This is a genomic window from Streptomyces sp. Tek67B01 (genome assembly GCF_055231995.1).
The window spans coordinates 6,377,294-6,401,750 of record NZ_JBUYUY010000001.1; the positions used below are offsets into that span (position 1 = coordinate 6,377,294).

The window sequence follows — 24,457 nt, forward strand, 5'->3', positions numbered from 1 at the left end:
GCGGGCGCGTGGACTCAGGCGGCCGGCGGGTGCACGACCAGGGAGTGCGGGGCTCGCGCCGGGGTCGCGGGCAGGCACAGGGTGCGGCGGCCCGGGGTGATGGAACCCAGGACGCGCGGGCCGGCGGCCCCCGTGCAAGCGGGCGCGTTGGCCGCCAGCCCGTGCACCGTGAGGTATCCCAGCACCGCGAACGCGTACGCCTCCTTGGCGGCGGCGGGCAGGCCGAGCTCCTCCGAGGTGCGCAACGCGGTGGCACCCAACTCGGCGCGCAGCATCGCCGTCAGGGTTCGGTTGCGTACGCCCCCGCCCGAGGCGAACACCTCCGTGGCCCCCAGTGGGCGCAGCGCGGCGGCGACGGTGGTGGCGGTGAGGCGCGTCAGGGTGGCGATGAGGTCCTCGGGCGCGAGCCCGGCGGCGACCGTGTGGCCCCGCAGGTAGCCGGGGTGGAACAGCTCCTTGCCGGTCGTCTTCGGCCAGGGCGTCCGGTAGTACGGCTCCTTCAACAGCAGCTCCAACAAGGGCTGGTGCACGCGCCCGGCCGCGCCGAGGGCTCCGTCCTCGTCGTACGCCAGCCGGCCGCCGGTCGCCTCGCGCACCGCCGCGTCGATCAGCGCGTTGCCCGGGCCGGTGTCGAAGGCCACGGGTTGGCCGCCCGGCCGGACGACGGTCACGTTGGCGATCCCCCCGATGTTCAACGCGGCCGGGACGCCGGACCGCCCGCGCAGCAGCATCAGGTCGACCAGGCTCACCAGGGGCGCGCCCTGGCCGCCCGCGGCCACGTCACGCGTGCGGAAACCGGAGACGACGGGGCAGCCGCTGCTCTCCGCGATCCAGGCGGGCTCGCCGAGCTGGAGGGTGCCGAGGACGCGGCCGTCCCGCGCCCAGTGGTACACGGTCTGGCCGTGCGAGGCGATCAAGTCGGCCCGGTTCCCGCACAGTTCGCGGTCGGCCCGGACGGCGAGCCGGGCGAAGGCCTGCCCGATGCGGGTGTCCAGCCGGCACACGTCGGCCATCGTGGTCGCCGCGGGCGGCAGCGCGGCCGCCAAGGCCGCCCGCAGCTCATCGGCGTACGGTTCGCCGACCATGCCCAGCGGCGTCAGGTGCAGCGTCCCGCGCCCGTCGCCGTCCCCTTCCGCGTCCTCGTCCCCCGCGCGCAGGTCGGCGGCCGCCGCGTCGACGGCGTCGTACGAGGTTCCCGACATCAGGCCGATCACCCTCATCGCAGCGGCTCCTCGTGGGCGTTGTCTCGGAGGGTGGCCAGGGCGGGCGCGCTGATGACGCATGCCCCGGCGGCGTACCAGGCCGGTACCGAGGCGTCCCCCGTCGCCGCGATCAGCGCGGTGACGACGAGGCCGGCGCAGCCCGAGAACACCGCGTTGGCGAGGGAGTAGGCCACCCCCAGCCCGGTGCACCGCACGCCGCGCGGGAACATCTCCGCGAGCATGGCCGGTCCGGGTCCCGCCATGAGTGCGACGAGTCCGCCCGCCACCAGGAGGGAGCCGGCGCGCACGCCGGGGGAGAGGGAGGGGTCCCGCAGCAGGCGCAGGAGCGGGAAGGCCAGCAGTACGACGCCCAGGGCGCCGGCGAGCATGACCGGTCGCCGGCCGATCCGGTCGCTGAGCAGCCCGGCGGGCAGCACGCAGGCCGCGAAGCCGACGTTGGCGAGAGCGGTGGCGGTCAGGGCCTCACTCAGGGAGGAGCCCGGGGCGGACCGGAGGTAGGAGGGCAGGACCACGAGGAACGTGTACCCGGCCGCCGACCAGCCCATGACCCGGGCGACGGCGAGGGCCACGGCGCGCGCCGGCCGCTCCGGGCGCGGAACCGCCCCGGTCCCGATGGTCCGGGTCCCGGCCGGCGCGTGCGCCGGTGGCTCCTCCAGGGCCGTACGCAGCCACAGTGCGACCCCGCCGAGCGGCAACGCCAACAGGAACGGAATCCGCCACCCCCACGCGTCCAGGGCGGCGCCGGGAAGGACGCGGGCCACCGTGGCGGCCGTCGCCGCGCCGGCGAGCAGGCCGAGGGCGACGGTGAAGGACTGCCACGCCCCGTAGAGCCCACGCCGGCCCGGCGGGGCGGATTCCGTCAGCAGCGACACCGCGCCGCCGAACTCCCCGCCCGCGGAAAGCCCTTGCAGGACGCGCAGCAGGGTGAGGAGCCAGGGGGCGGCGGGACCGATGGCGGCCCGGGTGGGCAGCAGCCCGATCAAAGCGGTGGCCAGCGTCATGAGGCCCACCACCAGGACCAGGACGGGCCGCCGGCCCAGACGGTCACCGAGCCGCCCGAACAGCACCGCTCCCACAGGGCGGAAGAAGAACGCGAGGGCGAAGGAGGCGTAGGTCGCGACCAGCGCCGAGGCTCCGCCCGCCGATCCCGCCCGCGGGGTGAAGAACTGGGACGCGATCACCGTCGCGAAGCAGCCGTACACGCCGAACTCGTACCACTCGACGAGGTTGCCCGCCGAGCCGGCGAGCAGCGCGCGGCGGGCCGACGTGCGGTGCGGGGGCGCCGGTCGCAGGGCGAGAGGGGTCACGCGTGCTGCGTGCCCGCCGGGTGGGGCCGTGACGCCGCGCAACGGGCCGGTTCAGCAGAAAGCAGCACCCGGCTCAAAGTGATCCTTATGAATTAAGTCTTGTTACTCTGCTTGCCTTATGTATCCCGCGGTGAGGTCCGGAGTGCGCTGATGAAGACGATCGGATTGCTCGGCGGCATGAGCTGGGAGTCCACCGCCGAGTACTACAGGCTCCTGAACGAGCTCACCCGCGACCGGCTCGGCGGCCTCCACTCGGCGCGCTGCGTCGTGTACTCCGTGGACTTCGCGGAGGTCGAGGAGCTCCAGGCACAGGCCCGCTGGGCCGAGGCGGGCGAACTCCTCGCGGACGCCGCCCGGTCCCTGGAGGCGGCCGGCGCGGACCTGGTGCTCCTGTGCACGAACACCATGCACAAGGTCGCCGACCGGATACAGCAGGCGCTCACGGTGCCCCTGCTCCACCTGGCGGACGCCACCGCGGACGCCGTTCGGGCGAAGGGACCGCGCAGCGTCGGGCTGCTGGGCACCGCCTTCACCATGGAGCAGGACTTCTACCGCGGCCGGCTCGAAGCGGGCGGGCTCCGGGTCCTCGTCCCCGACGCGCCGGCGCGTGACCTGGTCCACCGGGTCATCTACGAGGAGCTGTGCCGGGGAGTCGTGCGCGAGGAGTCACGCACGGCGTACCGGAACGTGATCGCGGAGCTCGTGGCCGCCGGCGCCGACGGGATCGTGCTGGGCTGTACCGAGATCGAGCTGCTCATCGGGGAACGGGACAGCCCCGTTCCTGTCTTCCCGACCGCGCGCATCCACGTCGAGGCGGCGGTGCGCGCGGCACTGGCCTGACCGCCGTGAGCCGGGTCGCCGGCACGGTGAGACGGTGGGAGGGTTTGGAGGAACGAGGCCGGTGGTCTGGGCCGGCACAGGGTGCGCCAGGAAGTGAGCGGAAAGGGTTCGGGCCATGAGCACGTCCGACGCGTTCCGGGCCGAGATCCACAGTACGGAGGCGGATCCGGCGGCAACCGGCGGCCTGCTCGACGTGCTGAGCCTGGCCGCGGTGGTGCTGGACGAACGCGGACGCATCGTGTTCTGGAGCCCCCAGGCCGAGGACCTCTTCGGCTACTCCGCGCGGGAGGCGCTCGGGACCCCCGCGGCGGCGCTGCTGGTGTCGGCGCAGGACCGCGCCCTGGTGGTCGAACTGTTCAGCCGGGTGATGAAGAGCGGCCGGCGCTGGGCCGGAAGCTTTCCCATCCGGCACAAGGACGGCACCACCCGGCTGGTGGAGTTCCGCAACATGCGCCTCCAGGACGACCTGGGGGACTTCTACGCCCTGGGCATCGCCACCGACCATCCCACCCTTCGGCGTGTCGAACGCGACCTCGCGCTGTCCCTGCGGCTGGTCTCCCAGTCCCCGATCGGCCTCGGCGTCACCGACGCCGAGCTGCGCTACGTGCTGGTCAACCCGGCGCTGGAGCAGATCAACGGCCTGCCCGCCTCCGAACACCTCGGCCGGACGATCCGCGAGGCGCTGCCGTTCCTGGACGTGGAGACCATCGAATCCTCCATGCGGGAGGTGCTCGCCACGGGCGTGCCGCTGCTGGACCAGTTCGTGGTCGGTCGCACCCCGGCGGACCCCGAGGACCGGGCGTGGTCGGTGTCCTACTACCGGCTCGACGATCCGGCCGGGCACGTCCTCGGCGTGGCCGTCTCCGTGGTCGACGTGACCGACCAGCACCGGGCCGCCGCCGACGCCGCACGTGCCCGCCGGCGCCTCGCGGTGGTGGCGGACGCCTCCGTGCGCATCGGGACCACCCTCGACCTGGAGCAGACCGCCCGGGAACTGGCCGAGGTGTGCGTGCCGCAGTTGGCCGACGTCACCACGGTGGACGTCCTCGACAGCGTCCTGCACGACCGCCGCACCACCGGCGAACCGGTCGGACCGGCCCGGTTCCGGGCCCTGGCGGTCGTCGCCGCCTATCCCACGGGAGCGGCGGAGGCCACCGACCAGGCCGGCGAACTCGCCCAGTACGACACCGACCGCGTCGTCACCCACTGCGTGAACACCGGTCGCCCCGTCCTGGTTGCCACCGTGACCGGCCAGGACCTGCGCCGGATCGCCCGGGACGACAACGCCGCCGCCCTGCTGGCCGCGGCCGGGGTGCACTCCTACCTGGCGGTCCCGTTGGTGGCACGAGGCGAGGTCATCGGCGCCGTCGGCCTGATGCGCGCCCGCACGCCCGCGCCGTTCGACGAGGACGACGTCACCCTCGCGGTCGAACTGGCCGCGCGCGCGGCCGTCTGCGTGGACAACGCCCGGCTGTTCCAGAACCAGCGGCACGCCGCCCTCACCCTCCAGCGCAACCTGCTGCCACACCAGCCGGCCCACCGGTTGGGCCTGGAGATCGCCCACCGCTACCAGCCGTCCGGGGCCACCAGCGAGATCGGCGGCGACTGGTTCGACGTCATCCCGCTGGCCGACGACAAGACCGCCCTCGTCATCGGCGACGTCATGGGCAGCGGCATCGCGGCCGCCGCCACGATGGGACAGCTGCGCACCGCCACCAGGACCCTGACCCAGCTCGATCTGGACCCCTCGCAGGTCCTGCAGTACCTCGACCAGGCCGCCGCCGGCATGGAACACACGATCACCACCTGTGCTTACGCCGTCTACGACCCGTGGCGCGCCGAGTGCCACATCTCCCTGGCCGGCCACCTGCCACCGGTCCTGATGCGTCCCGGACGCCTGCCTGAACTGCTCGACCTGCCCACCGGCGCCCCGCTCGGGGTCGGCGGCGTCCCCTTCCACACCACCCGGATCGCCCTCGCCCCCGGCGACCGGCTCGCCCTGTACACCGACGGCCTCGTGGAGACCCGCGACCAGTCCCTCGACGAGCGCCTCGACCTGCTGCTCAGCCTCCTCGCGGGCCCCCACCGCCCCCTGGAGGACACCTGCGACCTGCTGCTGCGGGCCCTGCGCCGTCCCGGGGACCACGACGACGTGGCCCTGCTGATGGCCCGGATGCTCCCGGTGGAGCCGGACCCGGGCCGGGCGGCTACGGGGCGGTCGTGAGCGGCAGTTCCCTGAGGGCGTGGAAGCGGAACGTGGTGGTCCAGGGAAGTTCGTCGGCGGGGCGGGCCGTGCGGACACCCGGGAACCGGTCGAACAGGGTGCGCAGGGCGAGGGTGATCTACAAGCCGGGCGAGCGGTGCGCCGAGGCAGTAGTGCATGCCCTGCCCGAGAGCGAGGTGGGCCGTGTCCGCGCGGTGGATGTCGAAGCGGTCGGGATCCGGGGTGAAGCCGTGGGACACGAGGCGGCGCAGGCGCCGGTGATCGTCAGGATCGATGTTCAGCAGGTTGCGGTCGAGCGCCGAGGGCAGTGAGAACCCGCTGTAACCGGTGGTGGAATGACGTTTGTTGACGGACAGTCGCGGATCGGCGAGGGCTTCGCGTACGTCCGCCTCGTGCGTGACCAGCCACACCGGGGAGCCGTCGGGCAGCGAGACGCGGTGGACCGATCCCTTCTCGCGCAGCCGCCGGTGCACGGCGTGGGGGTCCCGCGCGAAGGCCTGGTCGAAGGGCCGGGGCAGGGGCGCACCGTCCGTCGGCGGGCCGTCGTGAGTGTGCCGCGTCATGCGTACTCCTCGGGTGCCCCCCGCGTGGCGGGATCGGGTCCTCGTACCGTCGATCTTGGCAGCCCGTACCGCGAACTCCCCGCCGGGGCCGGTTCTTCGGCTGGTATCCGCCCTACTGCGACGGGGACCGGCTCCCTACTATTCCGATGCGATCCGGAACCCGCTCCGCCGCGCGACCGGACGCCCCCCACATCAGGCAAGGCCACCGACAACCGATCGGAGCATCATGCCCGGTGTCTTACTCGTGAGCGGTGCGACCGCCGCGCTCCTCGCCGGCTCAGCGCTGGTCCCGGCCGCTCCCACCCCCTTCACCCCGCCGCCCGACAAGATCGTCATCGATGTCGCGTCCGTCAACGGCTCCGGATGTCCGCTCGGCACCGCCGCGGTCGCCCTCGCCCCCGACCACACCGCCTTCACCGTCACCTACAGCCAGTACCTGGCGCAGGTGGGCCTCGGCTCGCAGCCCACCGACTTCCGCAAGAACTGCCAGATCAACCTGATCGTCCACGTCCCGCAGGGCTACTCCTACGCCGTCGCGAGCGCCGACTACCGCGGCTACGCACACCTGGAGCGCGGCGCGCGGGCGACGCAGAAGGCCTCCTACTACTTCCAGGGATCGCCGGACACGGCGAGCAGGACACACACGTTCAACGGCGCGTTGGACAACGACTGGCAGGTCACGGACTCCACCGACTGGGACCAGCTGGTGTGGGCGCCGTGCGGTGTACAGCGCAACTTCAACATCAACACCGAACTGCGCGTCAGCGCGGGCACCTCGGACCCGGCGAAGACCAACAGCTTCGTGGCCATGGACTCGGCGGACGGTGACATCAGGACCGTCTACCACTTCGCTTGGAAGACCTGCCCGGCGCGCTGATCCTCGCCGACCGCGCGCGGAGGCCGGGTACGACCGGGTGACGACCCGGGCGTACCCGGCAGCACCGGCACCTGTCCTCTTCGGCCCCCACCCCGCCCCCGTCCTCGTCCCACAGCGCGTGGCCGAATCCGACATAGGGGATTTCGAACGCTCCCTACGCGGTGGTAACTTCCGCGGGTCGACCGTGCCGTCAGCCGTCGTAGCGGTGACGGCGGTCCCTCGTTCACGGCTCTTGCCCAAGGAACCCCATTGCCCCGCACTTCACTTCGCCGTCCTTCCGCCCTGCTCACCCGGGCCGCCGCCGCGGCCGTGCTGCTCGCCCTGCTGCCCGCCGGCGCGGCAGTGGCCGACGCCGTACCACCGACGCCGCACCTCGACGCGGTCGAGGGGACGCTCCGCCAGGTGTCCCCGGGACTCGAACACCAGGTCTGGGAACGTACCTCCGGCAACACCCTCGACGCCTCCTCCTCAGGCGACGACGACTGGTTGCTGCAGACGCCCGGTTGCTGGGGCGACGACACCTGCGCCGACCGGCCCGGCACCCGGCGCGTCCTGGCCAAGATCACCGAGAACGTCTCCCGGGCCACGGGCACGGTGGACGTCTCCACCCTCGCGCCGTTCCCCGACGGAGCGTTCCAGGACGCCCTCGTGGCCGGTCTCAAGGCATCGGCGGCGCGCGGCAACAAGCTCAAGGTGCGCGTCCTGGTGGGGGCCGCGCCGCTCTACCACCTGAACGTGCTGCCGTCGAAGTACCGTGACGAGCTCGTCACCAGGCTCGGCGCCGACGCCCCCTCCGTCGACCTCGACATCGCGTCGATGACGACCTCGAAGACCGCGTTCTCCTGGAACCACTCCAAGATCCTCGTGGTCGACGGCCGGTCGGTGATCAGCGGCGGCGTCAACAGTTGGAAGGGCGACTATCTGGAGACCGCCCACCCGGTGGCAGACGTGGACATCGCCCTCCAAGGGCCCGCGGCCGCGTCCGCGAGCCGGTACCTGGACGAGCTGTGGTCCTGGACCTGCCGGAACAAGGGCAGTCTCGGTAGCGTCTGGTTCGCCTCCTCCAACGGAGCCGCCTGTACGTCCTCACTGGCGGCGGACTCGCCGCCGCCGTCCCCGCCGGTGACCGCGGGCACCGTACCGGTCATCGCCGTCGGCGGACTGGGCGTGGGGATCAAGCGCGACGACCCCGCCTCCGCCTTCCGGCCGGCGCTGCCCACGGCCGCCGACACCAAGTGCGCGGTCGGCCTCCACGACAACACCAACGCAGACCGGGACTACGACACCGTCAACCCGGAGGAGAGCGGCCTGCGGACCCTGATCTCCAGTGCCGACCGGCACATCGAGATATCGCAGCAGGACCTGAACGCGACCTGCCCGCCGCTGCCCCGCTACGACATCCGCGTCTACGACGCCCTCGCCGCCAAGATGGCCGCCGGGGTCAAGGTCCGCATCGTGGTGAGCGATCCGGCCAACCGGGGGGCCGTGGGCTCCGGAGGGTACTCGCAGATCAAGTCCCTCTCCGAGATCAGCGACGTACTGCGCGACCGGCTCGCGCTCCTCACCGGGGACCGGCACACCGCGAGGAGCACGATGTGCTCGACGCTGCAACTGGCCACCTTCCGCGCCGCGCAGAGCCCGACCTGGGCGGACGGTCACCCCTACGCCCAACACCACAAGCTGGTCTCGGTGGACGGTTCCGCCTTCTACATCGGGTCGAAGAACCTCTACCCGGCCTGGCTACAGGATTTCGGCTACCTCGTGGAGAGCCCCACCGCGGCCCGGCAGCTCGACGTGCGGCTGTTGGCCCCGCAGTGGCAGTACTCCAAGACGACCGCCACCTTCGACTACGAACGCGGGGTGTGCCAGGGCTGATCCCGCCCAAGGCAGGTTAACGCCTCCGGCGACGCCGCAGCCAAAGACCGACGGCGGTCCCGGCGAGGGCGGTCACCGCCACGCCGGCCGTCGTCCACCACCAGCCGGTCCCCTCGCCCGAGGCGTCGGCCGCGGTCGCGGTCGCGGTCGACGCGGCGGTCGGGGCGGAGACAGGGCCGGCGTGTGACGGGGTAGGGGACTGCTCCCCGGAGGGCGCGGTGCCGGCGGGCGACGGCCGAGGGTCGACCACGGGTACGGCGACCTCCCGCTCGCCGTGCCCCAGGGCCGGGAAGCCCACGTCGACGGAGACCTTCCAGGTCCCGGGCGGCAGGATCTCGGCGGTGCTCCATCCCGCGCCACCGCCGGAATCGCGGACCAGCCGCCAGGGCCCCGCCGTACGGGAGCCGTCGATGCTCGTCGCGTTGACCGTGGCGGCGACCGCCTCGTCCACGGCGTCCCCGTCGTTCTCCCAGGTGACATCGGTGGTGAGGTGGCCGTCCCGCTGGCCCGTGATCACGACCTTGACGGTGTCGCCGTGGGCCTGGGCGGCGGTGGGGGCCGCGAGCGCGGAAGCCAGGGCCAGGACAAGGAAACCGGCGGTGGTCAGGGCCCGGGAGGAGTGTGGTCTGCGTCGCATCGTCGTGGTGCTCCCATTGCGGTGGGGTGGAGAAGAGGGGTGGGAAGGGGGGAGGGGGAGCGGGGACGTCGGCCGTCCCCGCTCCCCCGTCCGGGGCGTGCGGCGGTCAGCCGGCCTTCTGGACCGTCCACACCTGCGTGGCGCGTCCGTCCGCACGCTGGAGGTCGAGCAGCCAGTCACCGTAGTAGGGCCGGTTGCTCACGGTCAGGGCGTAACCCCCGGACGGGTCGGCGACGGTCACCGCGCCCGCCCGCGTCGAAACCCGCCAGTTCTGCGCGGAGTTGTTGCCGCACGGCTGCTGCGCGACCCACACGCCGGCGGCCGGGGCGCTGCCGGCCTGGAGGCACTTGCCGGAGGCCGCCGAGCGGATGCGTACGAGCCCGCCGCCCGCGTCGTCGAAGTACCACTGCTGCGGCGCGTAGCCGTTGGCACGCGCCCCGACGAGTACCGTGCCGTCGGCGGTACGGCCACCCCACAGCTCGGCGGCCATGCCGGTGCTGCCGTTGCCGAGCGTGAATCGGCTGCCGGGGGTGGTGATGCCGCCGCCGGCGCCCACCGTACGGAAGGACGTGGTGCGGCCGGGGCCGCTGTCACGGCCGGAGCCGTCGCGGACGGAGACCGCGACCTTGTACTCCGTGCCGGGCTGGAGGTTGTAGATGCGCAGGACCTGGGACTGCGTCCAGGTCAGGTGCTTGCCGTTCAGCAGCACCTGGTACCAGAGCGCGCCGTCCACCTTGGGCCAGCTGACGACGACCGAGTCGGCCTTGAGCTGACCCGCCGTGACCGTGGGCCCGCCGGTCGGGTTCTTGGTCGGCTTGGGGGTGGGCGTGGGTGTCGGCTTCGGGTTCGGGTCGGTGCCGTCCCCGCCGCCCGAGCGCATCAGGAACTGGTTGTTCGCGATGTTCCAGTGCGTGGCGAGGTAGCTGCCCGGCTTGGGGTTGGTGTGGAAGTAGTCGTCGTGGTTGCAGTCCAGGATGTTCTCGGCCGCCTGGTTGGAGCACACGTAGCGCATCTGCGGGTAGTACGGGGTGTCCGAGTAGCACATGACGTCGTACTCGTCCGTGCAGTGCGCGCCCCGGCTGGTGTTCGGGGCGCTGTTGTTGACCGCGCCCAGGTTGTGGCCCAGTTCGTGCGCGGCGGTGTGACCGCCCCAGCACCCGGAGTCCGTACGGCCGTAGGACGGGCCGAAGTTGCTGAGGTTGTCCTGCCCGGCGCGCTCGTCACCGTTGAAGGTGCCGATGCCGCAGTAGACCTGGGTGTCCGCGAAGATCATGTACTTGCGGTCGCGGCGGTCGAGGCCCTTGCCGGCCAGCGCGTTGTTGGTCGCGCTGAACTCCGAGAGGGCGGACGCCGGGAGCTCGATGTTCAGCACCGTCGGGGTGCAGTCGGCGGCCGTCACGTAACGGATGTGCCGGATGCCGCCGGTCTCCTGGGCGCTCGTCGAGTAGATCAGGTCGGCGTCGGCCGCCCACTTGCGGAACGAGGCCACGTACTCGGAGTACCGGTCGCGGTCGGGGCCGTGTACGTAGACCACCTGGACGCGGTTGCCGGTGCTGCCGTCACCGTCGCACTGGACGGTCTGGCCCGCGGGACCGGCGGCGACGGCCTGGCCCCCGGACGAGGTGGCGGGCGCCGGTGCGGCGGCGGCCTTGGCGGTGCGCGCGTCGGCGGCGGGCGCGTCCTGAGGACGCCCGTCGCCTTCGGTGCTCGCGGGGGAGGCCGCCTCGGGGTGGGCCGGATCGGCCGCGGCCGCCTTCGTCTTGACGGCCGGCGGTATCTCGGCCTTGATGTCGACGCCCTTGGGGGGCGCGTCGGGGCCGTGGGTGCACAGTCCCGCGTCCGTGCGGTAGACGCCGACGCAACGGTCGCCCTTGGCCGCGGCCTTGAGGCCGTCGTAGATCATGCCGCGCGTGTCCTCGTTGGCCGGCGCGCCCGAGAGGGGCGCGGGCTCCTGATCCCTGGCCGGTGCGGCGGCCGGTGCGGGCGTCTGGGAGCCGAGTGCCTCGGCCTGTATGGGCTGCGCCGCCTGGGCGCCGTCGCCGAGCCCGGAGTAAGCGAGTCCCCCCGAGATCGCCGCCGCCGCGGCAGCGGCAGCGGCGATGAGTATGAACCGCCGGGGTTTGCGCCGGTGTTCACGTCTTCTATGTCTGGTCATGCGCACCTCAACTCGTGGTCGGAAGAGTGGGTGCGCGGAAGCCTGCCAGACAGGATGCTCGGAAAATTCGGACAAACGGGAAAGGGGTCCGGGATATCTGACCGTTACCTACCCAGACGTATTTGATGAACCATCACATCCCTTGATTTACAAGGGATTTACGCGCGTCAACCGGCATTGGTCCAGGCCTTTTATGAGTATCTCGTTATTCAATCGAGATATAAGGCGGAACCTTGTTGACGGTAATTCAGTCAGTCATTCATCTATTTACTACCAGCCGAATTCCCACCGTCACGAACGGTGAGTCCGCCGGCCCGTCAGGCGAAGGGCCGCAGGCGCGAGGCGGCGTGGATCGACGCCGCGGGTTCCGAAGGCGCCTGGCGGGCCGCCAGCGCGCTGCCGGCCCGCCAGGCCCGCCAGTCCAGGTTCCAGTCGCCGAAGCCGTTGCCGAACGGCGCCATCTTCTCGCCGCCGCTGTTCACCACCTCCACGACGTCACCCTCCCGCACCGTCGCGAAGAACCAGGCGGCGTCCGCGGTGCTCATGCCGGTACAGCCGTGGCTGACGTTCTCCTCGCCCTGCGCCTCGACCGACCACGGCGCCGCGTGCACGTACTCGCCGCTCCACGTCACCCGCGTCGCGTAGCGCACCGGCATGTCGTAGAACTCGCTCGTACCGCGCTTGATGCCGACGGAGTCGCCCCGCATGCGGACCTCCAACTCCTTGCCCAACACCACCTTGACACCGGTGCGGGTGCGGAACCCGGCCTTGCCGGTCGTGACGGGGATCGTCCGGATGACCCGCCCGTTGCGGCGTACGGTCATCTCGTGCGCGGCGGAGTCGGTGACCGCCTGGATGCGGTCCCCGATGGTGAGGTCCAGGCCGTCCGAGGAACCGCCGTACGCGTGATCACCGAGCTCGACCCCGTCCAAGCCGCTGCGGACGCGCACCACGGCGTGGGCCGGCCACAAGACGCGCGGCCGGTAGTGCAGCGTCGAGTCGTCGACCCAGTGCCAGGCGCCCTCCACCGCCGGCTCCGAGGTCACCTGGAGCGCCTGCTCCACCCGGGCCCGGGACAGGCGGTCGTCCGCCGGGACGGGACGGCTGAGCGCGGCCGTCACGATCTGACCCGCGCCGTACGTCCCGTCCTTCGGCCCGAACTCCACCGTGAGCCGGCCGTCGTCCTTGGGCGGCGCCGTGCGGAACGCCATCGTCACACCCACCGGTGTCCCCGCCGCGTCCTGGGCGCCGACGCGCACGGTGTACTCCTCACCGGCCCGCAGCGGTTCGGTGTTGGTCCAGCGGCGGCCGAGAGGGTCGGACCCGCCGCCCACGTAGCGCCCGTGACGGTCGTGGACGGTGACGTCGGTGAGTCGCCCCGGGTCGGCGAGCGCGATCTCCAAGGGCCCGTCGGCGTCCGTGGGCAACGCGACCGTGGGCGCCGACCCGCCCAGGACCGACCCGGCGCCCCAGGCCGTCGCCAACACCCGCTGCTGCCGCCAGCCGTCGCAGAGCCCGGCCTGGAAGGCCTCCTCCACCGCGCACCGTACGGCGGCGCCGTCCCGACCCTCGTCCAAGGCCCTGTTGACCAGCAGCGTGACGGCCGCCTCCGCGCCCTCGGACGCGAGCCGCGAGGCGTCGGAGCCCACCGGCCGGCCCGGCGCCGCGGCCACCACGAGGGCGGCTCCGGCAACCGCGGCGAGCGCTCCCCACAACCTGCTTCGTCCTGCCCCGTGTGCCGACGTCATCGCCACGCCGCCTTCCCGGATCGCCAACGGCCCGATGACACCAGCAAAACGATGGAACGCCTTGATGATGATCATCCGCTCGGGCGGTACCGCCGAACGAGCACACAAGACAACCCGCACGGACCAAGACGGCCCGGAGCGGTGGTAGCTTCCGGCCATGGAACAGCGCATCAGCCTGATCACCCTGGGCGTCGCGGACCTGGCCCGCTCCCGGACCTTCTACGAAAGCCTCGGCTGGCGGGGACAGGAGACCGAGGAGACCGTCTTCTTCCAGGCGGGCGGCCTGGCCCTGGTCCTGTGGAGCCGCGCCAAGTTGGCGCTCGACTCCGGGATCGAGGACACCGGCCCGGCGGGTTTCGGCGGGATCGTCCTCGCGCACAACGTGCGCGACCGCGAGGAGGTCGACGCGCTGGTGGCGGCGGCGCGAAACGCCGGAGCCACCGTCACCGGCCCGCCGGCGACGACGTTCTACGGCGGCTACGCGGGCACCTTCACCGACCCCGACGGCCACCCCTGGGAGATCGCCCACAACCCCGGATTCACCCTCGCCGCCGACGGCACCCTCACCCTCCCCGACTTCGGCGCGGCGTAGGAGCGCCGGTCGGCGGTCGGCGGTCGCCGTCCGGTGGTCGAGTCGGTCCTCAGCACCTCAGCAGGTTCCCGGCGGTCCTCAGCGGTCTTCGGCGGCGGCCGGGTGCCAGGGAGTGGTCCAGTCGTCCAGTCCGTCGTCCTCGGGGACGATCGGGCCGGCACAGGCGCCGGTGAGACCGGCGGCCTCGGTCAGGCGGTCCCAGGTGCCGTCGGCGCACCAGATGCGAAAGCGCTCCGCCACCGTGTGCCAAGGTCCGTAGTGCGCCGGCAGGTCCGTCCAGGACGCCTGGGTCGACACCTTCCACAGCATCGCCTCGACGAGGCGTCGCGGCGCGTGTCCGAAGCGGACGGAAGGGGGGAGCAGCACCTCGACCGCCGCCCACGCCTCCTCCGTCAGGCGCTGCCGCCGGCGCGCCACCGTCGCGCCGCCGGTGCGCATGCGTCCGGCGGCGATGAGCACCTCACCCGCCCGCAGGGCCTCGTGCGGGGTCCGGTGGTCCATGAGCAGGCACAAGGCGTCGGCCGTTTCCTCCAACTGGCCGCGCAGCACGGGGTCCGCGGGCGCCTCCAGCGTGCGGCGGCGCAAGGCGCGCAGCCGGGCGAGGTGTTCCCGGACGAGACGTGGATCGGGTCGCGGCGCGATCGGGCGGCCCCGCGCCGGCGGGGCGGTCGTGGTGCGGGCGCCGCGGATGGCGGTGCGCAGGGCCTGTCGGAGGCCGGCCGGCAGATCCCGTCCGCTGATCAGCGCGACGACGGCCTCGGCCGTCTGCCGGGGGTCGCTGCCCGTGGCCCGGCCGGTATCGGCCAGGAGCAGGCCGGCCGTCCGGGAGTCGCAGGGGACGAGGGCCATGAGCACGCCGGTCGCGCGGTCGACCAGGGTCTTCACCGCGAGCGCCTCGGAGGCCGCGCCCGGCACGTTCCGGGAGCCCGCCGTCGATTCGTTCATCCGCCCCGTTCCTCCGGCCCGACCGCCACGCCCGGTGGCATGGTCTGCCTGTCTAGCACCGGCGGACCGTGCCACCGGGCGTGGCACGCCGAGGCGGCCGCGGCGCCCGGCCGATTCCCGCCCCCGGGGGCCCCAGGCCGTGGGACGTTCGCCTTCGAGCGGGAAGGCGTCACTGGATTCCGTGACCGCGGGAGCGACCCGGTGCGAGGGCCCGATCGAGGCCGTGGGAGGGCCGGTCAGTCTCGGGGCCTGGCCACGGCCGTGAGCCCGTAGTCCAGTTCGGCGCCGTCGACGAGCAGGGCCTCCACGGTGCCGCTGGCGGGATCGATGTCCGCCTCCATGCCGTCGCCCGCGTACCGCGGATAGCCCGAGGCGCCCGTCTCGCCCGTCGGTTCGACGACGGCGGAGCGCACCGGCTCACCGGCCGGGGAGGCTTCCCCGGGGTTCTCGGCGTGGGTGGGGATCAGCTGGATCTCGAAGGGCTGTGGCGACGTGTTCATGGGACGACGTTATCCATGCCGGACGGCTCAGCGGGGGAGCACCGCCGCCGCGAGGCCGGACGTGTGGAGGGCGCGGCGCATCGCAGGGAGGTCCCGGGCGGGGTCGGCGGCGACGAGGGCGTCCAGGGCCTCGGGAGGCAGGCGGTAGGCCTCCGCGGCGGCGAGGAGGTCCGACGCCGTGACGCCGTCCACCGGCAGGTCGGCGTCGGCCAGTAGGTCGAGGACCTCCCCACGGTCCACGAAACGGCTCATGCCGCAGTCCAGGCCGTCGTCGGAGAGGCCCTTCGGGTACGGCGCGCGGGCCCAGGTGCCGCTCTCGTACCAGTAGACGCAACCGAGTTCCCGGCCTTCGAGCAGGTCGCGCAGCTTCTCGTACGGGAGCCAGTCCGGGGCTCCCGCGAGCATGTCCACGGCGGGCTCGTGCCACTTGACGTCGCTCGACTCGTCCTCGCCGTAGAGCACGTAGCGGCCCTCGCCCCGGCGGGACAGGGTCCACCACGTGCAGCCGGCGTCGTCGAGGTGCAGAGCGGTGCCGCTGACCCAGTGGCCCGTGCGGTGCACCCCCCGGCCCTCCGCCTCGGAGGCCGCCTCCAGGACGGCGACCAACCCCCAACGCGCCCACAGCAGTTCCGGCGGGGGCAGGTCACCGGGCTGTCCCGGTCGGTGGACCGTCATGATGTCCCTGGATCTCCTCTGACGTGGACGTGCGGGTGTACACGCCGGATCGTATCTCCCGGCGCGGACACGCCCGCCGCCCCTCAAGTCGCCTTCGGCGCCGCCGCGTGCTCCAGGACCGCCCGGACCTCGGAGGTGATCGCCCGCTCGTTGCGTTCGAACTCCGGCCCGGTCACCTGCTGCGGATCGTCCGGCAGGCCGGTCAGGACCGGGGTGTGCAGGTGGCCGCCGGGCAGCGCCGGGGCGAGCTCCCCGCGCAGCCTGTTGGAACGGTAGGCCACCTCGTTGGAAAGGTAGCCGCCCCCGCCGCCCGCCACCGCGCGGGAGCCGGGGGTGGGGCCGTCGGCCCGGTCCACCGGCGCGGTGCCGCCCGCCGGGATCTCGGTGACCTCCGTGTTGAGGAAGACGGGATAGGGGGCCTGGACGGCGCCGGTCACCGCGTCGGCGGGCAGCGTGGTGGCGATGAACTCGGCGCCAGGCCCGAGGCCGGGGGCCGTCACCGGGTGTTCCCGGGTGCCGCCCGAGAGGGCGCCGGTGTTGTCGGGGTACGGGTCCGCCGACCGGGCCCGGCCGGCCCACGCCTCAAGGGTGAAGATGCCGGGGTAGCCCTGGCTGACGGTGGTGATGACGTCCGCCGCGGCGGGGCCCGGGGTCAACCTCGGGGCGAAGGCCCGCTCCACCATGCCGGCGTCGAAGTCCCCGTAACGCACGGGCAGGACGACGGCGCGGACCTCGGCGGGACTCCCGTCGGCGAGGGTGACGCGCCGGCCGTTCAACTGGAGGGCGGCCGAGCCGGAGGGGTTCGCCCGGCGCGGCTCGGTGTCGAGCCCGAAGGGGTCGAAGCCGCTGATGAACACGCGCCGTACGCCGTGGCCGGCCCGGAACGCGTTGTCCGTCAGGCCGCGCGAGGCGTCCTCGAAGCGGCTGCGCAGCGCGGCGCGGTCGACGGTGAACGCCGGATTCCACCGGGCCAGTTGCCCGGTCATCGCCAACCGGGTCCAGTACAGCGGCCGGTCGTCCCCGGCCGGCAGCCCCCCGGTGGGCCGCTGCCCTTGGGCGCTGCGCACGGCGGACTGCCAGAGCGCCTCGCCCCAGCCGTCGACCAGCCGGTCGGCTTCGGCCGGCCCGCGCACACCGCACAGCGCGGCGGGGAAGCGCCGGACGAAGTCCCCGAGGCCGCCGAGCTCGACGAGCACAGTGGTGCGGGCGTCCGCGAGCCGGGCCTGCTCGGGGTCGGGAGCGGCGGGGAGGGGGGTACCGCAGGGGGCGGCGTCGACCGCCCGCGCGGGAGCGGCGACGGCGATCGGGAGGAGGGCGCAGAGAAGGGACGCGGCAGCCGCCGCGCGGCGTAAGAGCATCATGCGATGTGACATTACACAGCACGGGTCGGAGCCGACCAGAGTGTCACCGGACAGCCTCACGGGCGCCGCGTGAACGCCGCCGCGACCCGCCGGCGCAGCGCCTCGCGCGCGTACGGCAGGTACGCGATCGCGTCACCGGCCGGAAACGGGCCGACCAGCCACGGCGCGAGATGAGCGCCGTATGACACCACGCCGCCGGGCCGTCCGCCCGTCAGCGCACCGTCGTCCGGCCGCCCTCCCGCTGGTGCGGGAGCAGGGGACCCGCCGGGGCGGGGGAGTCGGGCGCGTCCTCCCGCTGGAGCGCGACCGTACGCGTCGGCGCGGGGATCGAGATGCCCTCCTCCCGGAACCGCTGGTGCAGGCGCTTGATGAACTCGTGCTTGATCCGGTATTGGTCGCTGAACTCGCCGACGCCGAGGATCGCCGTGAAATTGATCCGGGAGTCCGCGAACGTGTGGAAGCGGACGGCGCCCTCGTGGTCGGGGACGGCGCCGTTGATGTCGGCCATCACCGTGTCGACCACTTCGAGGGTCACACGCTCCACGTGCTCCAGGTCGCTCTCGTACCCGACGCCCACCTGCACCAGCAGCGACAACTGCTGCTCGGGCTGCGTGTAGTTGGTCATGTTCGTCCGGGCGAGTCGCCCGTTGGGGATGATGACCAGGTTGTTCGACAGGTTGCGGACCACGGTGTTGCGCCAGTTGATGTCGACGACGTACCCCTCCTCACCACTGCTGAGGCGGATGTAGTCACCGGGCTGCACCGTCTTCGAAGCCAGGATGTGGACGCCCGCGAAGAGGTTGGCCAGCGTGTCCTGGAGGGCGAGGGCCACCGCCAGACCGCCCACCCCGAGCGCGGTGAGCAGCGGGGCGATGGAGACGCCCATGGTTTCGAGCGCGACGAGCACACCCATGGTGAGCACCACGATGCGCGTGATGTTCACGAAAATGGTCGCCGAGCCGGCCACCCCTGTCCGTGACTGCGCCACGGACTGGACCAGGCCCGCGATGACACGGGCCGCGCTGAACGTGGCGAAGAGGATCAACAGGGCGGTCAGGGACTGGTTCACGAATCCGGCGATCCGGGCCGTGAGGGGCAGTGTCCCGGCGGCCACCGCGGCGCCGGCGATGACGGCCGCTCCCGGCGCGAGCGTGCGCAGGGCGTCGACGATGATGTCGTCCCCGCTCCACCGGGTCCGCAGGGCGTGCTTGGCAAGCCAGCGCAGCAGCCCGCGCAGCAGCAGCGCGGCCATGCCTCCGGCGGCCAGCGCGATACCGGCCACCAGCCAGTCGTGCAGGACCAGACCCCGGTTCAACGCGGTCCCTCCGCCCCGAGCCGGACCGGGGGAGCGGCGACGGCCGCCGCGGGCCGTCGTATGGGGTGTGTCGTCACCTTGTCACCTGTCAGTTCGTCGTGCGGAGGCCCCCGTTCGGGCGGAGGGGCGCCTCGGGAACGGGAGTTCCATCCTGCCCCATGGAGCCGGGTGGCCCGGCGGCCGGGGCGGGTACCTCCCTCCGGGCGAAAGGAGTGGGACCGCCGCTTGGGGGGTCCGTCCTCGGGTAGGCGCCGGTGGAGCACCGAAGATCGGCGGAGGTGGGCCATGGAAGCCTCGGTGGACCGGATCGCCGCCCCCTGGGGCGGCCGTACGCCCTACGCGCGAGGAGCGGCCTGGCCCGTACGGACCGACACGCACCTCGCCGCCGGGACCGACGTGGACGAGGTCGACCACTGGGTCCGGGCGGCGTCGCTCCTGCACTCCGACGGGGACGCCATGGACATCGCGGTCCGCGACGGGCGGATCGTGGGCGTCCGCGGGCGCGCCGCGGACCGGGTCAACCGGGGTCGGCTCGGCCCGAAGGACCTGTTCGGCTGGCAGGCCAACGCCTCCGCGGACCGGCTGACCACCCCCCTCGTGCGCGACGGCGGCCGACTGGTGGCATGTGACTGGGACACCGCGATGGGGCGGATCGTGGCCCGATCGAAGGAACTCCTGGACCGGCGCGGTCCGGGGTCCATCGGCTTCTACACCAGCGGCCAGCTGTACCTGGAGGAGTACTACACCTTCGCGGTCCTGGCCCGCGCCGGCATCGGGACCAACCACCTCGACGGCAACACCCGCCTGTGCACCGCCACCGCGGCGGAGGCCCTGAAGGAATCCTTCGGCTGTGACGGCCAGCCCGGCTCGTACACGGACGTGGACCACGCGGACACCCTCGCGCTCTTCGGCCACAACATGGCCGAGACCCAGCCCGTCCTGTGGATGCGCGTACTGGACCGCCTCGACGGAGCCGATCCGCCCCGCCTGATCTGCGTGGACCCCCGCCCCACCCCCGTCGCACGCAGGGCCGACGTGCACCTCGCGCCGCGCCCCGGGACGAACGTCGCCCTGCTCAACGCCCTGCTGCACGAGATCATCCGCACCGACCGCGTCGACCAGGAGTACGTCGAGGCGCACACCGTCGGTTTCGAGGAACTCCGGGAGCGAGTCTCCTCCTGCACCCCGCGATGGGCCTCCGCCATCTGCGACGTACCCGCCACGGCCGTCACCGAGGCCGCCGAGCTCCTCGGCGAAGCCGAGCGGCTGCTGTCCACCGTCCTCCAGGGCGTCTACCAGTCCCACCAGGCCACGGCCGCCGCCGTACAGGTCAACAACCTGCACCTCGTCCGGGGCATGCTCGGCCGGCCCGGCGCGGGAGTCCTCCAGATGAACGGGCAGCCGACGGCGCAGAACACCCGTGAATGCGGGGCCAACGGCGACCTGCCAGGGTTCCGGAACTGGCAGAACGACCAGCACGTCACGGACCTTGCCCGGGTGTGGAACGTCGAACCGTCGGCCATCCCGCACTACGCGCCCCCCACTCACGCCATGCAGATGTTCCGCTACGCCGAACAGGGATCGATCCGCATGCTGTGGATCAGCGGCACCAACCCGGCGGTATCGCTGCCCGAACTCGGCCGGATCCGCTCCGTCCTCGCCCAGGAGCGGTTGTTCACCGTGGTGCAGGACCTGTACCTCACCGAGACCGCGCAACTCGCGGACGTCGTATTGCCCGCCGCGACCTGGGGGGAGAAGACCGGCACCTTCACCAACGCGGACCGCACGGTCCACCTCAGCGAGAAGGCCGTGGAGCCCCCCGGTCAGGCCCGCCCCGACCTCGCGATCTTCCTGGACTACGCCCGCCGCATGGACTTCCGCGACAAGGACGGCGACCCGCTGGTGTCCTGGGACGGGCCGGAGGAGGCGTTCGAGGCGTGGAAGCGGTGCAGCGCCGGACGGCCCTGCGACTACACCGGCCTCACCTACGACAAGCTGCGCGGCGCGAGCGGCATCCAGTGGCCGTGCGACGAGGACCACCCCGAGGGGACCGAGCGCCTCTACACGGACGGCGTCACCTGGGCGCACCCCGACGTCTGCGAGAGCTACGGCAAGGACCTCGTCACCGGGGCGTCCGTGGAAGTGGTGGAGTACCGCTCCCTCAACCCGGACGGCAAGGCCGTCATCAAGGCGGCCGAGTACCAGCCCGCCCACGAGGAACCCTCGCGGGAGTACCCGTTCCGGCTCACCACGGGGCGGACCCTCTACCACTTCCACACCCGCACCAAGACGGGTCGTGTCCCGCAGCTGAACGCGGCGGCGCCCGAGGTGTGGGTGGAACTGTCCGCCGCGGACGCGGCCGTCCGGGGGCTCGCGGAAGGAGACCTCGTGGACGTCACGACGCCCCGCGGCTCCCTGCGCGGCACGCTGCGGATCACCGCGATCCGAGAGGGCCTGCTCTTCGTCCCGTTCCACTACGGCTACTGGGACACCGCCGAGGGCTACGGGCCCTCGGGGGAGGGGCCGGGCAGAGCGGCGAACGAGACCACCGTCACCGACTGGGACCCCGTGTCCAAGCAGCCGCTCTTCAAGACCGCCGCGGCCCGCCTCACCCTGGTCCGGCGGGGCGACGGGGTTCCGGCGCCCGCTCCCACCACCACCGCGTCCGCCCCGGCCGACCCGCACGGGATCAGCCCCACCCGGGGCGGCCCCGAGGCCCACGCCACCCAGAGCACGCAGGGCCCCCCATCCGATGTCACACCGAGCGAGGCGGCCCGACCATGAACGGCGTCACCCTGACCCTGCGCACGCTGCACCACGGTGAACGGCACCTGGAGAAGGAGCTGCTGGCGGCGGCCGAACGCCACCGCACCGAGCACGAGGTCCACCACGTCGCCCTCGACCTCGCCCGGTGGTCCCACGAGCACGCGGGCCGCCTGGCGGAGACGGGCCGGCACTACTCCCTGGACCTCGACGGGCCGCCCGACCACCCGGACGGCGCCGGCCCGCTCGCCACGCTGCGGGAGAAGGCGGCGGAAGCCCTGGGCAGGCGCCCCGAACCCGGCCTGCTCCTGCTGCACGACCTCAAGGACCTGTACCTGGCCGCGGCCGAGAACTCGCTGCACTGGGAGATGCTGGCGCAGACGGCCCAGGCGACCCGGGACTCCCGCCTCCTGGAGCTCACGTCCGCCTGCCATCCCCGCACGCTCCGACAAGTCCGGTGGGCCAATACGATGATCAAAACCCTGTCGCCGCAGATCCTCACCGGCCTGTGACGGCCGTTGGGGCGGCCTGATCTGTTCCCCCGGCCGCGAGCAGCGCCCCACCCGCTTCGGGCCGGGGCGCGGGCCCGTGGGCTCATTCGCCCTCGTTCGCCCGGCGTACCCGCTCGTCATCGGCCTTCGGCTGCGAACCCGTCCCCGTCCTCGACGGAGCGCCCGGCGCGCGACCGTGATCGTCCACCGTGCCGCCCTCGTGCTGGAGCGGAGGCCGGTGCGGGGCCAGTTCGGCGGGCCCTTGGTCCGCCTGTCCCACGTCGGCGTCCGGCGGGTCGGCGGGACGCAGGGAGCGCAGCGTCCGGGCCGTCTTCTCCGCGTCGGGAACGGTGACCGCGAGGCGGCGGAAGGCCACGTCACCGGAGAGGTCCAAGCTGAGTACGGAGCCGTCGGCCCGTACGGACACGAAGTCCTCGCCCTCCGGGGAACGCCTGATCCCCACACAGCGCCCGGGGCGCCACAGCCCCCTGCCCGGCACGCCCCGCAGCACGCGCCACCAGCTGGACTCCACCGCCACCTCGCGCACCGCCGCCAGCGGGACGCGGATGTCCCGCCGCCGACGCACGGCCAGCCGCTCGCGCAAGGACAGGCGGACGACGACTTCCGTGCCTTCCACCGACAGCCGGGCCATGACGTGCCTCCTTCGGCCTCGCGCGCGACTCCCCGACGGTGCGCCTACCCGGGAGAGCCGTCCGCATGGCCCGGCCGGCCGGCCTTCCCGCCCGCGTGGCCCGTTTCCGGGGCCGGGCCCGGGCCCGGAAACGGCGAACTCCGGCCGGTGGTCAGCCACCGGCCGGAGTCCTGTGCGTGAGACCGTGGGGTCAGCGGCCCTCGCGGGGCATCTCCATGTCGTCCTCGCCGCGCATGTCGTCATCGATCGCGCGGTCGTGCGACACCTCACCCGGCTTGCGCTGGCGGCCACCCGGCCGCATCGACCCGGGGTCCTGACCGGGACGCTGCCGGCGCTCCTGCTCCTGCTCCTCGCGGCCCTTGCCCGGCTGCTGGTTCTTGTCCCGCATACCGCCCATGACGGTTCACGCTCCTTGATCTCGTCGGGAGGACCTCTTTGGCCTCCGCTCACACGACGCTGCCACGGTCCGCTACGGATCGCACCTTTTCGGTGACCGAGAGTGTGGTTTGGGGGAGGCCTCACGGCCCTCTCGAAGGAGGCATGCGGCCCGGTAGAGACCGCCGGGGCCGGGCACGTGCGCCCGTATGGAAACGACACAGAACGCCGGCACCGTCCCCGCCACGACCCCGCTGCGCGCCGTTGCGCTGGTCTGCAGCCTGACTCCCTCGCCGGAGCGCTCGAGCTCGCACTTGTTGGCCGAGCAGACGATGGAAGCCCTCGGCGGCCACGGAGTGACCGGGGAAGTGATCCGCGTCGTCGACCACGACGTCAAGCCGGGCGTGCGCACCGACATGGGGGACGGGGACGCCTGGCCCGAGATCCGCCGGACGATCCTCGACAGCGACGTCCTCGTCATCTCCACGCCGATCTGGATGGGCCACCCCGCCAGCGTCACCCAGCGCGTCCTGGAGCGCCTGAACGCCGAACTGTCCGAGGCGGACGACGAGGGTCGCCCGCTGACCTACGGCAAGGTCGCGGCCGTGTGCGTCGTCGGCAACGAGGACGGCGCCCACAAGGTCAGTGCCGACCTCTTCCAGGGCCTGAACGACGTCGGGTTCAGCCTGGCTCCCGGCGCCGTCACCTACTGGGTCGGCGAAGCGATGCAGGACACCGACTACCAGGACTTCGACAAGACGCCCGAGGCGACGGCCGGCGCCACCGCGACCCTCGCCGCGAACACGGCGCACCTGGCCCGCTGCCTCAAGGCGGCCGCGTACCCGCCGAGCTGACCCGGCCGGGGCGCGCGCCCACGGGTGACACGAGTGGGGCCCACTCCCGATCGGGAGCGGGCCCCACCGCGCTGACCGGATCAGGCGCGGCTCAGCACTGGCGCAGTCCGTAAGCCGGGTCCTGGCCCGTGTTGACGTCGACGGCGGGGACGTTGCCCCAGGCGCCGTTGTCGAGCTGCGTCCAGTACCAGATGTCGTTCTGCCCCTGGTGCGGGTCGCCGTGGCCCCAACACACGAACCAGTTGTACCCGGTGGTGAGCGTGCCGCGGGTCGCGGAGCGGTACGAGCGGTCGGCGTACCCCTTGGCCCCGACCTTGTTGCCGCAGTAGAGCCGGCCGTCCGAGTGGACGCCGCAGTCGGCGGCGGGCTTGGCGGGGGCGGCGCTCGCCGCGGGCATGGTGGTGGCGGTCAGGGCGGCCGTCAGGGCGGCCGCGCCGGTCAGCAGGGCGAGCTTCTTGCGTGCGTTCACGGTGTGCTCCTCGGAT

At 72.8% G+C, this 24,457-nt stretch carries 22 protein-coding genes; 9 read left to right on the top strand and 13 right to left on the bottom strand.

Translation table 11 applies throughout. From position 1 onward, the window contains the following. Positions 1–14: 14 nt before the first annotated feature. Together ACV7NM_RS28850 and ACV7NM_RS28855 are read right to left on the bottom strand one after the other, a co-directional pair. Positions 15–1,220: an anhydro-N-acetylmuramic acid kinase gene (locus tag ACV7NM_RS28850; protein ID WP_463413024.1), complete on the bottom strand. Its 1,206-nt coding sequence runs from the start codon at positions 1,218–1,220 to the stop codon at positions 15–17. Further along, positions 1,217–2,530 (bottom strand): MFS transporter, encoded by a 1,314-nt coding sequence (locus ACV7NM_RS28855; protein WP_463413025.1) that lies wholly within the window; start codon positions 2,528–2,530, stop codon positions 1,217–1,219. Before ACV7NM_RS28855 ends, ACV7NM_RS28850 begins: the two co-directional genes overlap by 4 nt. Before the next feature lie 150 nt (positions 2,531–2,680). On the opposite strand from ACV7NM_RS28855, the gene ACV7NM_RS28860 reads away from it, so the two are divergent. From ACV7NM_RS28860 to ACV7NM_RS28880, 5 genes are all read left to right on the top strand, one after another. After that, entirely contained in the window at positions 2,681–3,370 is a 690-nt protein-coding gene (locus ACV7NM_RS28860) for an aspartate/glutamate racemase family protein (RefSeq protein ID WP_463413026.1), read from the top strand. Positions 3,371–3,485: 115 nt separating this feature from the next. Continuing rightward, complete coding sequence (locus ACV7NM_RS28865; protein ID WP_463413027.1) at positions 3,486–5,594, top strand: SpoIIE family protein phosphatase; 2,109 nt, start codon at positions 3,486–3,488, stop codon at positions 5,592–5,594. 113 nt (positions 5,595–5,707) lie between these two features. Then, positions 5,708–5,905, top strand: coding sequence for a hypothetical protein (locus tag ACV7NM_RS28870; protein WP_463413028.1), 198 nt, complete (start codon positions 5,708–5,710; stop codon positions 5,903–5,905). A gap of 478 nt (positions 5,906–6,383) precedes the next feature. Then, entirely contained in the window at positions 6,384–7,034 is a 651-nt protein-coding gene (locus ACV7NM_RS28875) for a DUF4360 domain-containing protein (protein WP_463413029.1), read from the top strand. 816 nt (positions 7,035–7,850) lie between these two features. Then, complete coding sequence (locus tag ACV7NM_RS28880) at positions 7,851–8,909, top strand: phospholipase D-like domain-containing protein (RefSeq protein WP_463414105.1); 1,059 nt, start codon at positions 7,851–7,853, stop codon at positions 8,907–8,909. Positions 8,910–8,925: 16 nt separating this feature from the next. Here the strand turns inward: ACV7NM_RS28880 and ACV7NM_RS28885 are convergent, their stop codons facing one another. The 3 genes from ACV7NM_RS28885 to ACV7NM_RS28895 all read right to left on the bottom strand — a co-directional run bounded on the left by ACV7NM_RS28885 (position 8,926) and on the right by ACV7NM_RS28895 (position 13,524). Further along, positions 8,926–9,546, bottom strand: a complete 621-nt coding sequence (locus ACV7NM_RS28885) for a hypothetical protein (protein WP_463413030.1) — start codon at positions 9,544–9,546, stop codon at positions 8,926–8,928. 106 nt (positions 9,547–9,652) lie between these two features. Further along, positions 9,653–11,701, bottom strand: a complete 2,049-nt coding sequence (locus ACV7NM_RS28890) for an RICIN domain-containing protein (protein WP_463413031.1) — start codon at positions 11,699–11,701, stop codon at positions 9,653–9,655. 317 nt (positions 11,702–12,018) lie between these two features. Then, positions 12,019–13,524 (bottom strand): L,D-transpeptidase, encoded by a 1,506-nt coding sequence (locus ACV7NM_RS28895; RefSeq protein ID WP_463413032.1) that lies wholly within the window; start codon positions 13,522–13,524, stop codon positions 12,019–12,021. An 82-nt stretch (positions 13,525–13,606) separates the two neighbouring features. On the opposite strand from ACV7NM_RS28895, the gene ACV7NM_RS28900 reads away from it, so the two are divergent. After that, on the top strand, positions 13,607–14,041 hold the full coding sequence (locus ACV7NM_RS28900) for a VOC family protein (RefSeq protein WP_463413033.1): 435 nt from the start codon (positions 13,607–13,609) through the stop codon (positions 14,039–14,041). 78 nt (positions 14,042–14,119) lie between these two features. On the opposite strand, the gene ACV7NM_RS28905 is transcribed toward ACV7NM_RS28900, so the two are convergent. From ACV7NM_RS28905 to ACV7NM_RS28925, 5 genes are all read right to left on the bottom strand, one after another. After that, the gene (locus tag ACV7NM_RS28905) at positions 14,120–14,986 is read right to left on the bottom strand and encodes a transposase (RefSeq protein WP_463413034.1); all 867 of its coding nucleotides are present in this window, start codon (positions 14,984–14,986) and stop codon (positions 14,120–14,122) included. A gap of 236 nt (positions 14,987–15,222) precedes the next feature. Next, positions 15,223–15,486, bottom strand: a complete 264-nt coding sequence (locus tag ACV7NM_RS28910; RefSeq protein WP_463413035.1) for a hypothetical protein — start codon at positions 15,484–15,486, stop codon at positions 15,223–15,225. 27 nt (positions 15,487–15,513) lie between these two features. Continuing rightward, positions 15,514–16,161 (bottom strand): hypothetical protein, encoded by a 648-nt coding sequence (locus tag ACV7NM_RS28915; RefSeq protein WP_463413036.1) that lies wholly within the window; start codon positions 16,159–16,161, stop codon positions 15,514–15,516. Between the two features lie 83 nt (positions 16,162–16,244). Beyond that, on the bottom strand, positions 16,245–17,522 hold the full coding sequence (locus tag ACV7NM_RS28920; protein ID WP_463413037.1) for a pyroglutamyl peptidase: 1,278 nt from the start codon (positions 17,520–17,522) through the stop codon (positions 16,245–16,247). Positions 17,523–17,733: 211 nt separating this feature from the next. After that, a complete protein-coding gene (locus tag ACV7NM_RS28925; protein ID WP_463413038.1) occupies positions 17,734–18,837 on the bottom strand; it encodes a mechanosensitive ion channel family protein in 1,104 nt (367 codons plus the stop codon). A 285-nt stretch (positions 18,838–19,122) separates the two neighbouring features. Here ACV7NM_RS28925 and ACV7NM_RS28930 point away from each other — a divergent pair, with 285 nt between their 5' ends. Beyond that, on the top strand, positions 19,123–21,621 hold the full coding sequence (locus ACV7NM_RS28930; protein WP_463413039.1) for a molybdopterin oxidoreductase family protein: 2,499 nt from the start codon (positions 19,123–19,125) through the stop codon (positions 21,619–21,621). After that, on the top strand, positions 21,618–22,112 hold the full coding sequence (locus tag ACV7NM_RS28935) for a hypothetical protein (RefSeq protein WP_463413040.1): 495 nt from the start codon (positions 21,618–21,620) through the stop codon (positions 22,110–22,112). Before ACV7NM_RS28930 ends, ACV7NM_RS28935 begins: the two co-directional genes overlap by 4 nt. An 82-nt stretch (positions 22,113–22,194) precedes the next feature. Here ACV7NM_RS28935 and ACV7NM_RS28940 read toward each other — a convergent pair whose 3' ends face one another. After that, entirely contained in the window at positions 22,195–22,743 is a 549-nt protein-coding gene (locus tag ACV7NM_RS28940; RefSeq protein ID WP_463413041.1) for a hypothetical protein, read from the bottom strand. Between the two features lie 190 nt (positions 22,744–22,933). Beyond that, complete coding sequence (locus ACV7NM_RS28945) at positions 22,934–23,140, bottom strand: hypothetical protein (protein ID WP_463413042.1); 207 nt, start codon at positions 23,138–23,140, stop codon at positions 22,934–22,936. Positions 23,141–23,327: 187 nt separating this feature from the next. Here ACV7NM_RS28945 and ACV7NM_RS28950 point away from each other — a divergent pair, with 187 nt between their 5' ends. Next, on the top strand, positions 23,328–23,972 hold the full coding sequence (locus ACV7NM_RS28950) for a flavodoxin family protein (protein ID WP_463413043.1): 645 nt from the start codon (positions 23,328–23,330) through the stop codon (positions 23,970–23,972). 91 nt (positions 23,973–24,063) lie between these two features. Here ACV7NM_RS28950 and ACV7NM_RS28955 read toward each other — a convergent pair whose 3' ends face one another. Further along, positions 24,064–24,441 (bottom strand): hypothetical protein, encoded by a 378-nt coding sequence (locus ACV7NM_RS28955; RefSeq protein WP_463413044.1) that lies wholly within the window; start codon positions 24,439–24,441, stop codon positions 24,064–24,066. Positions 24,442–24,457 lie beyond the last annotated feature (16 nt).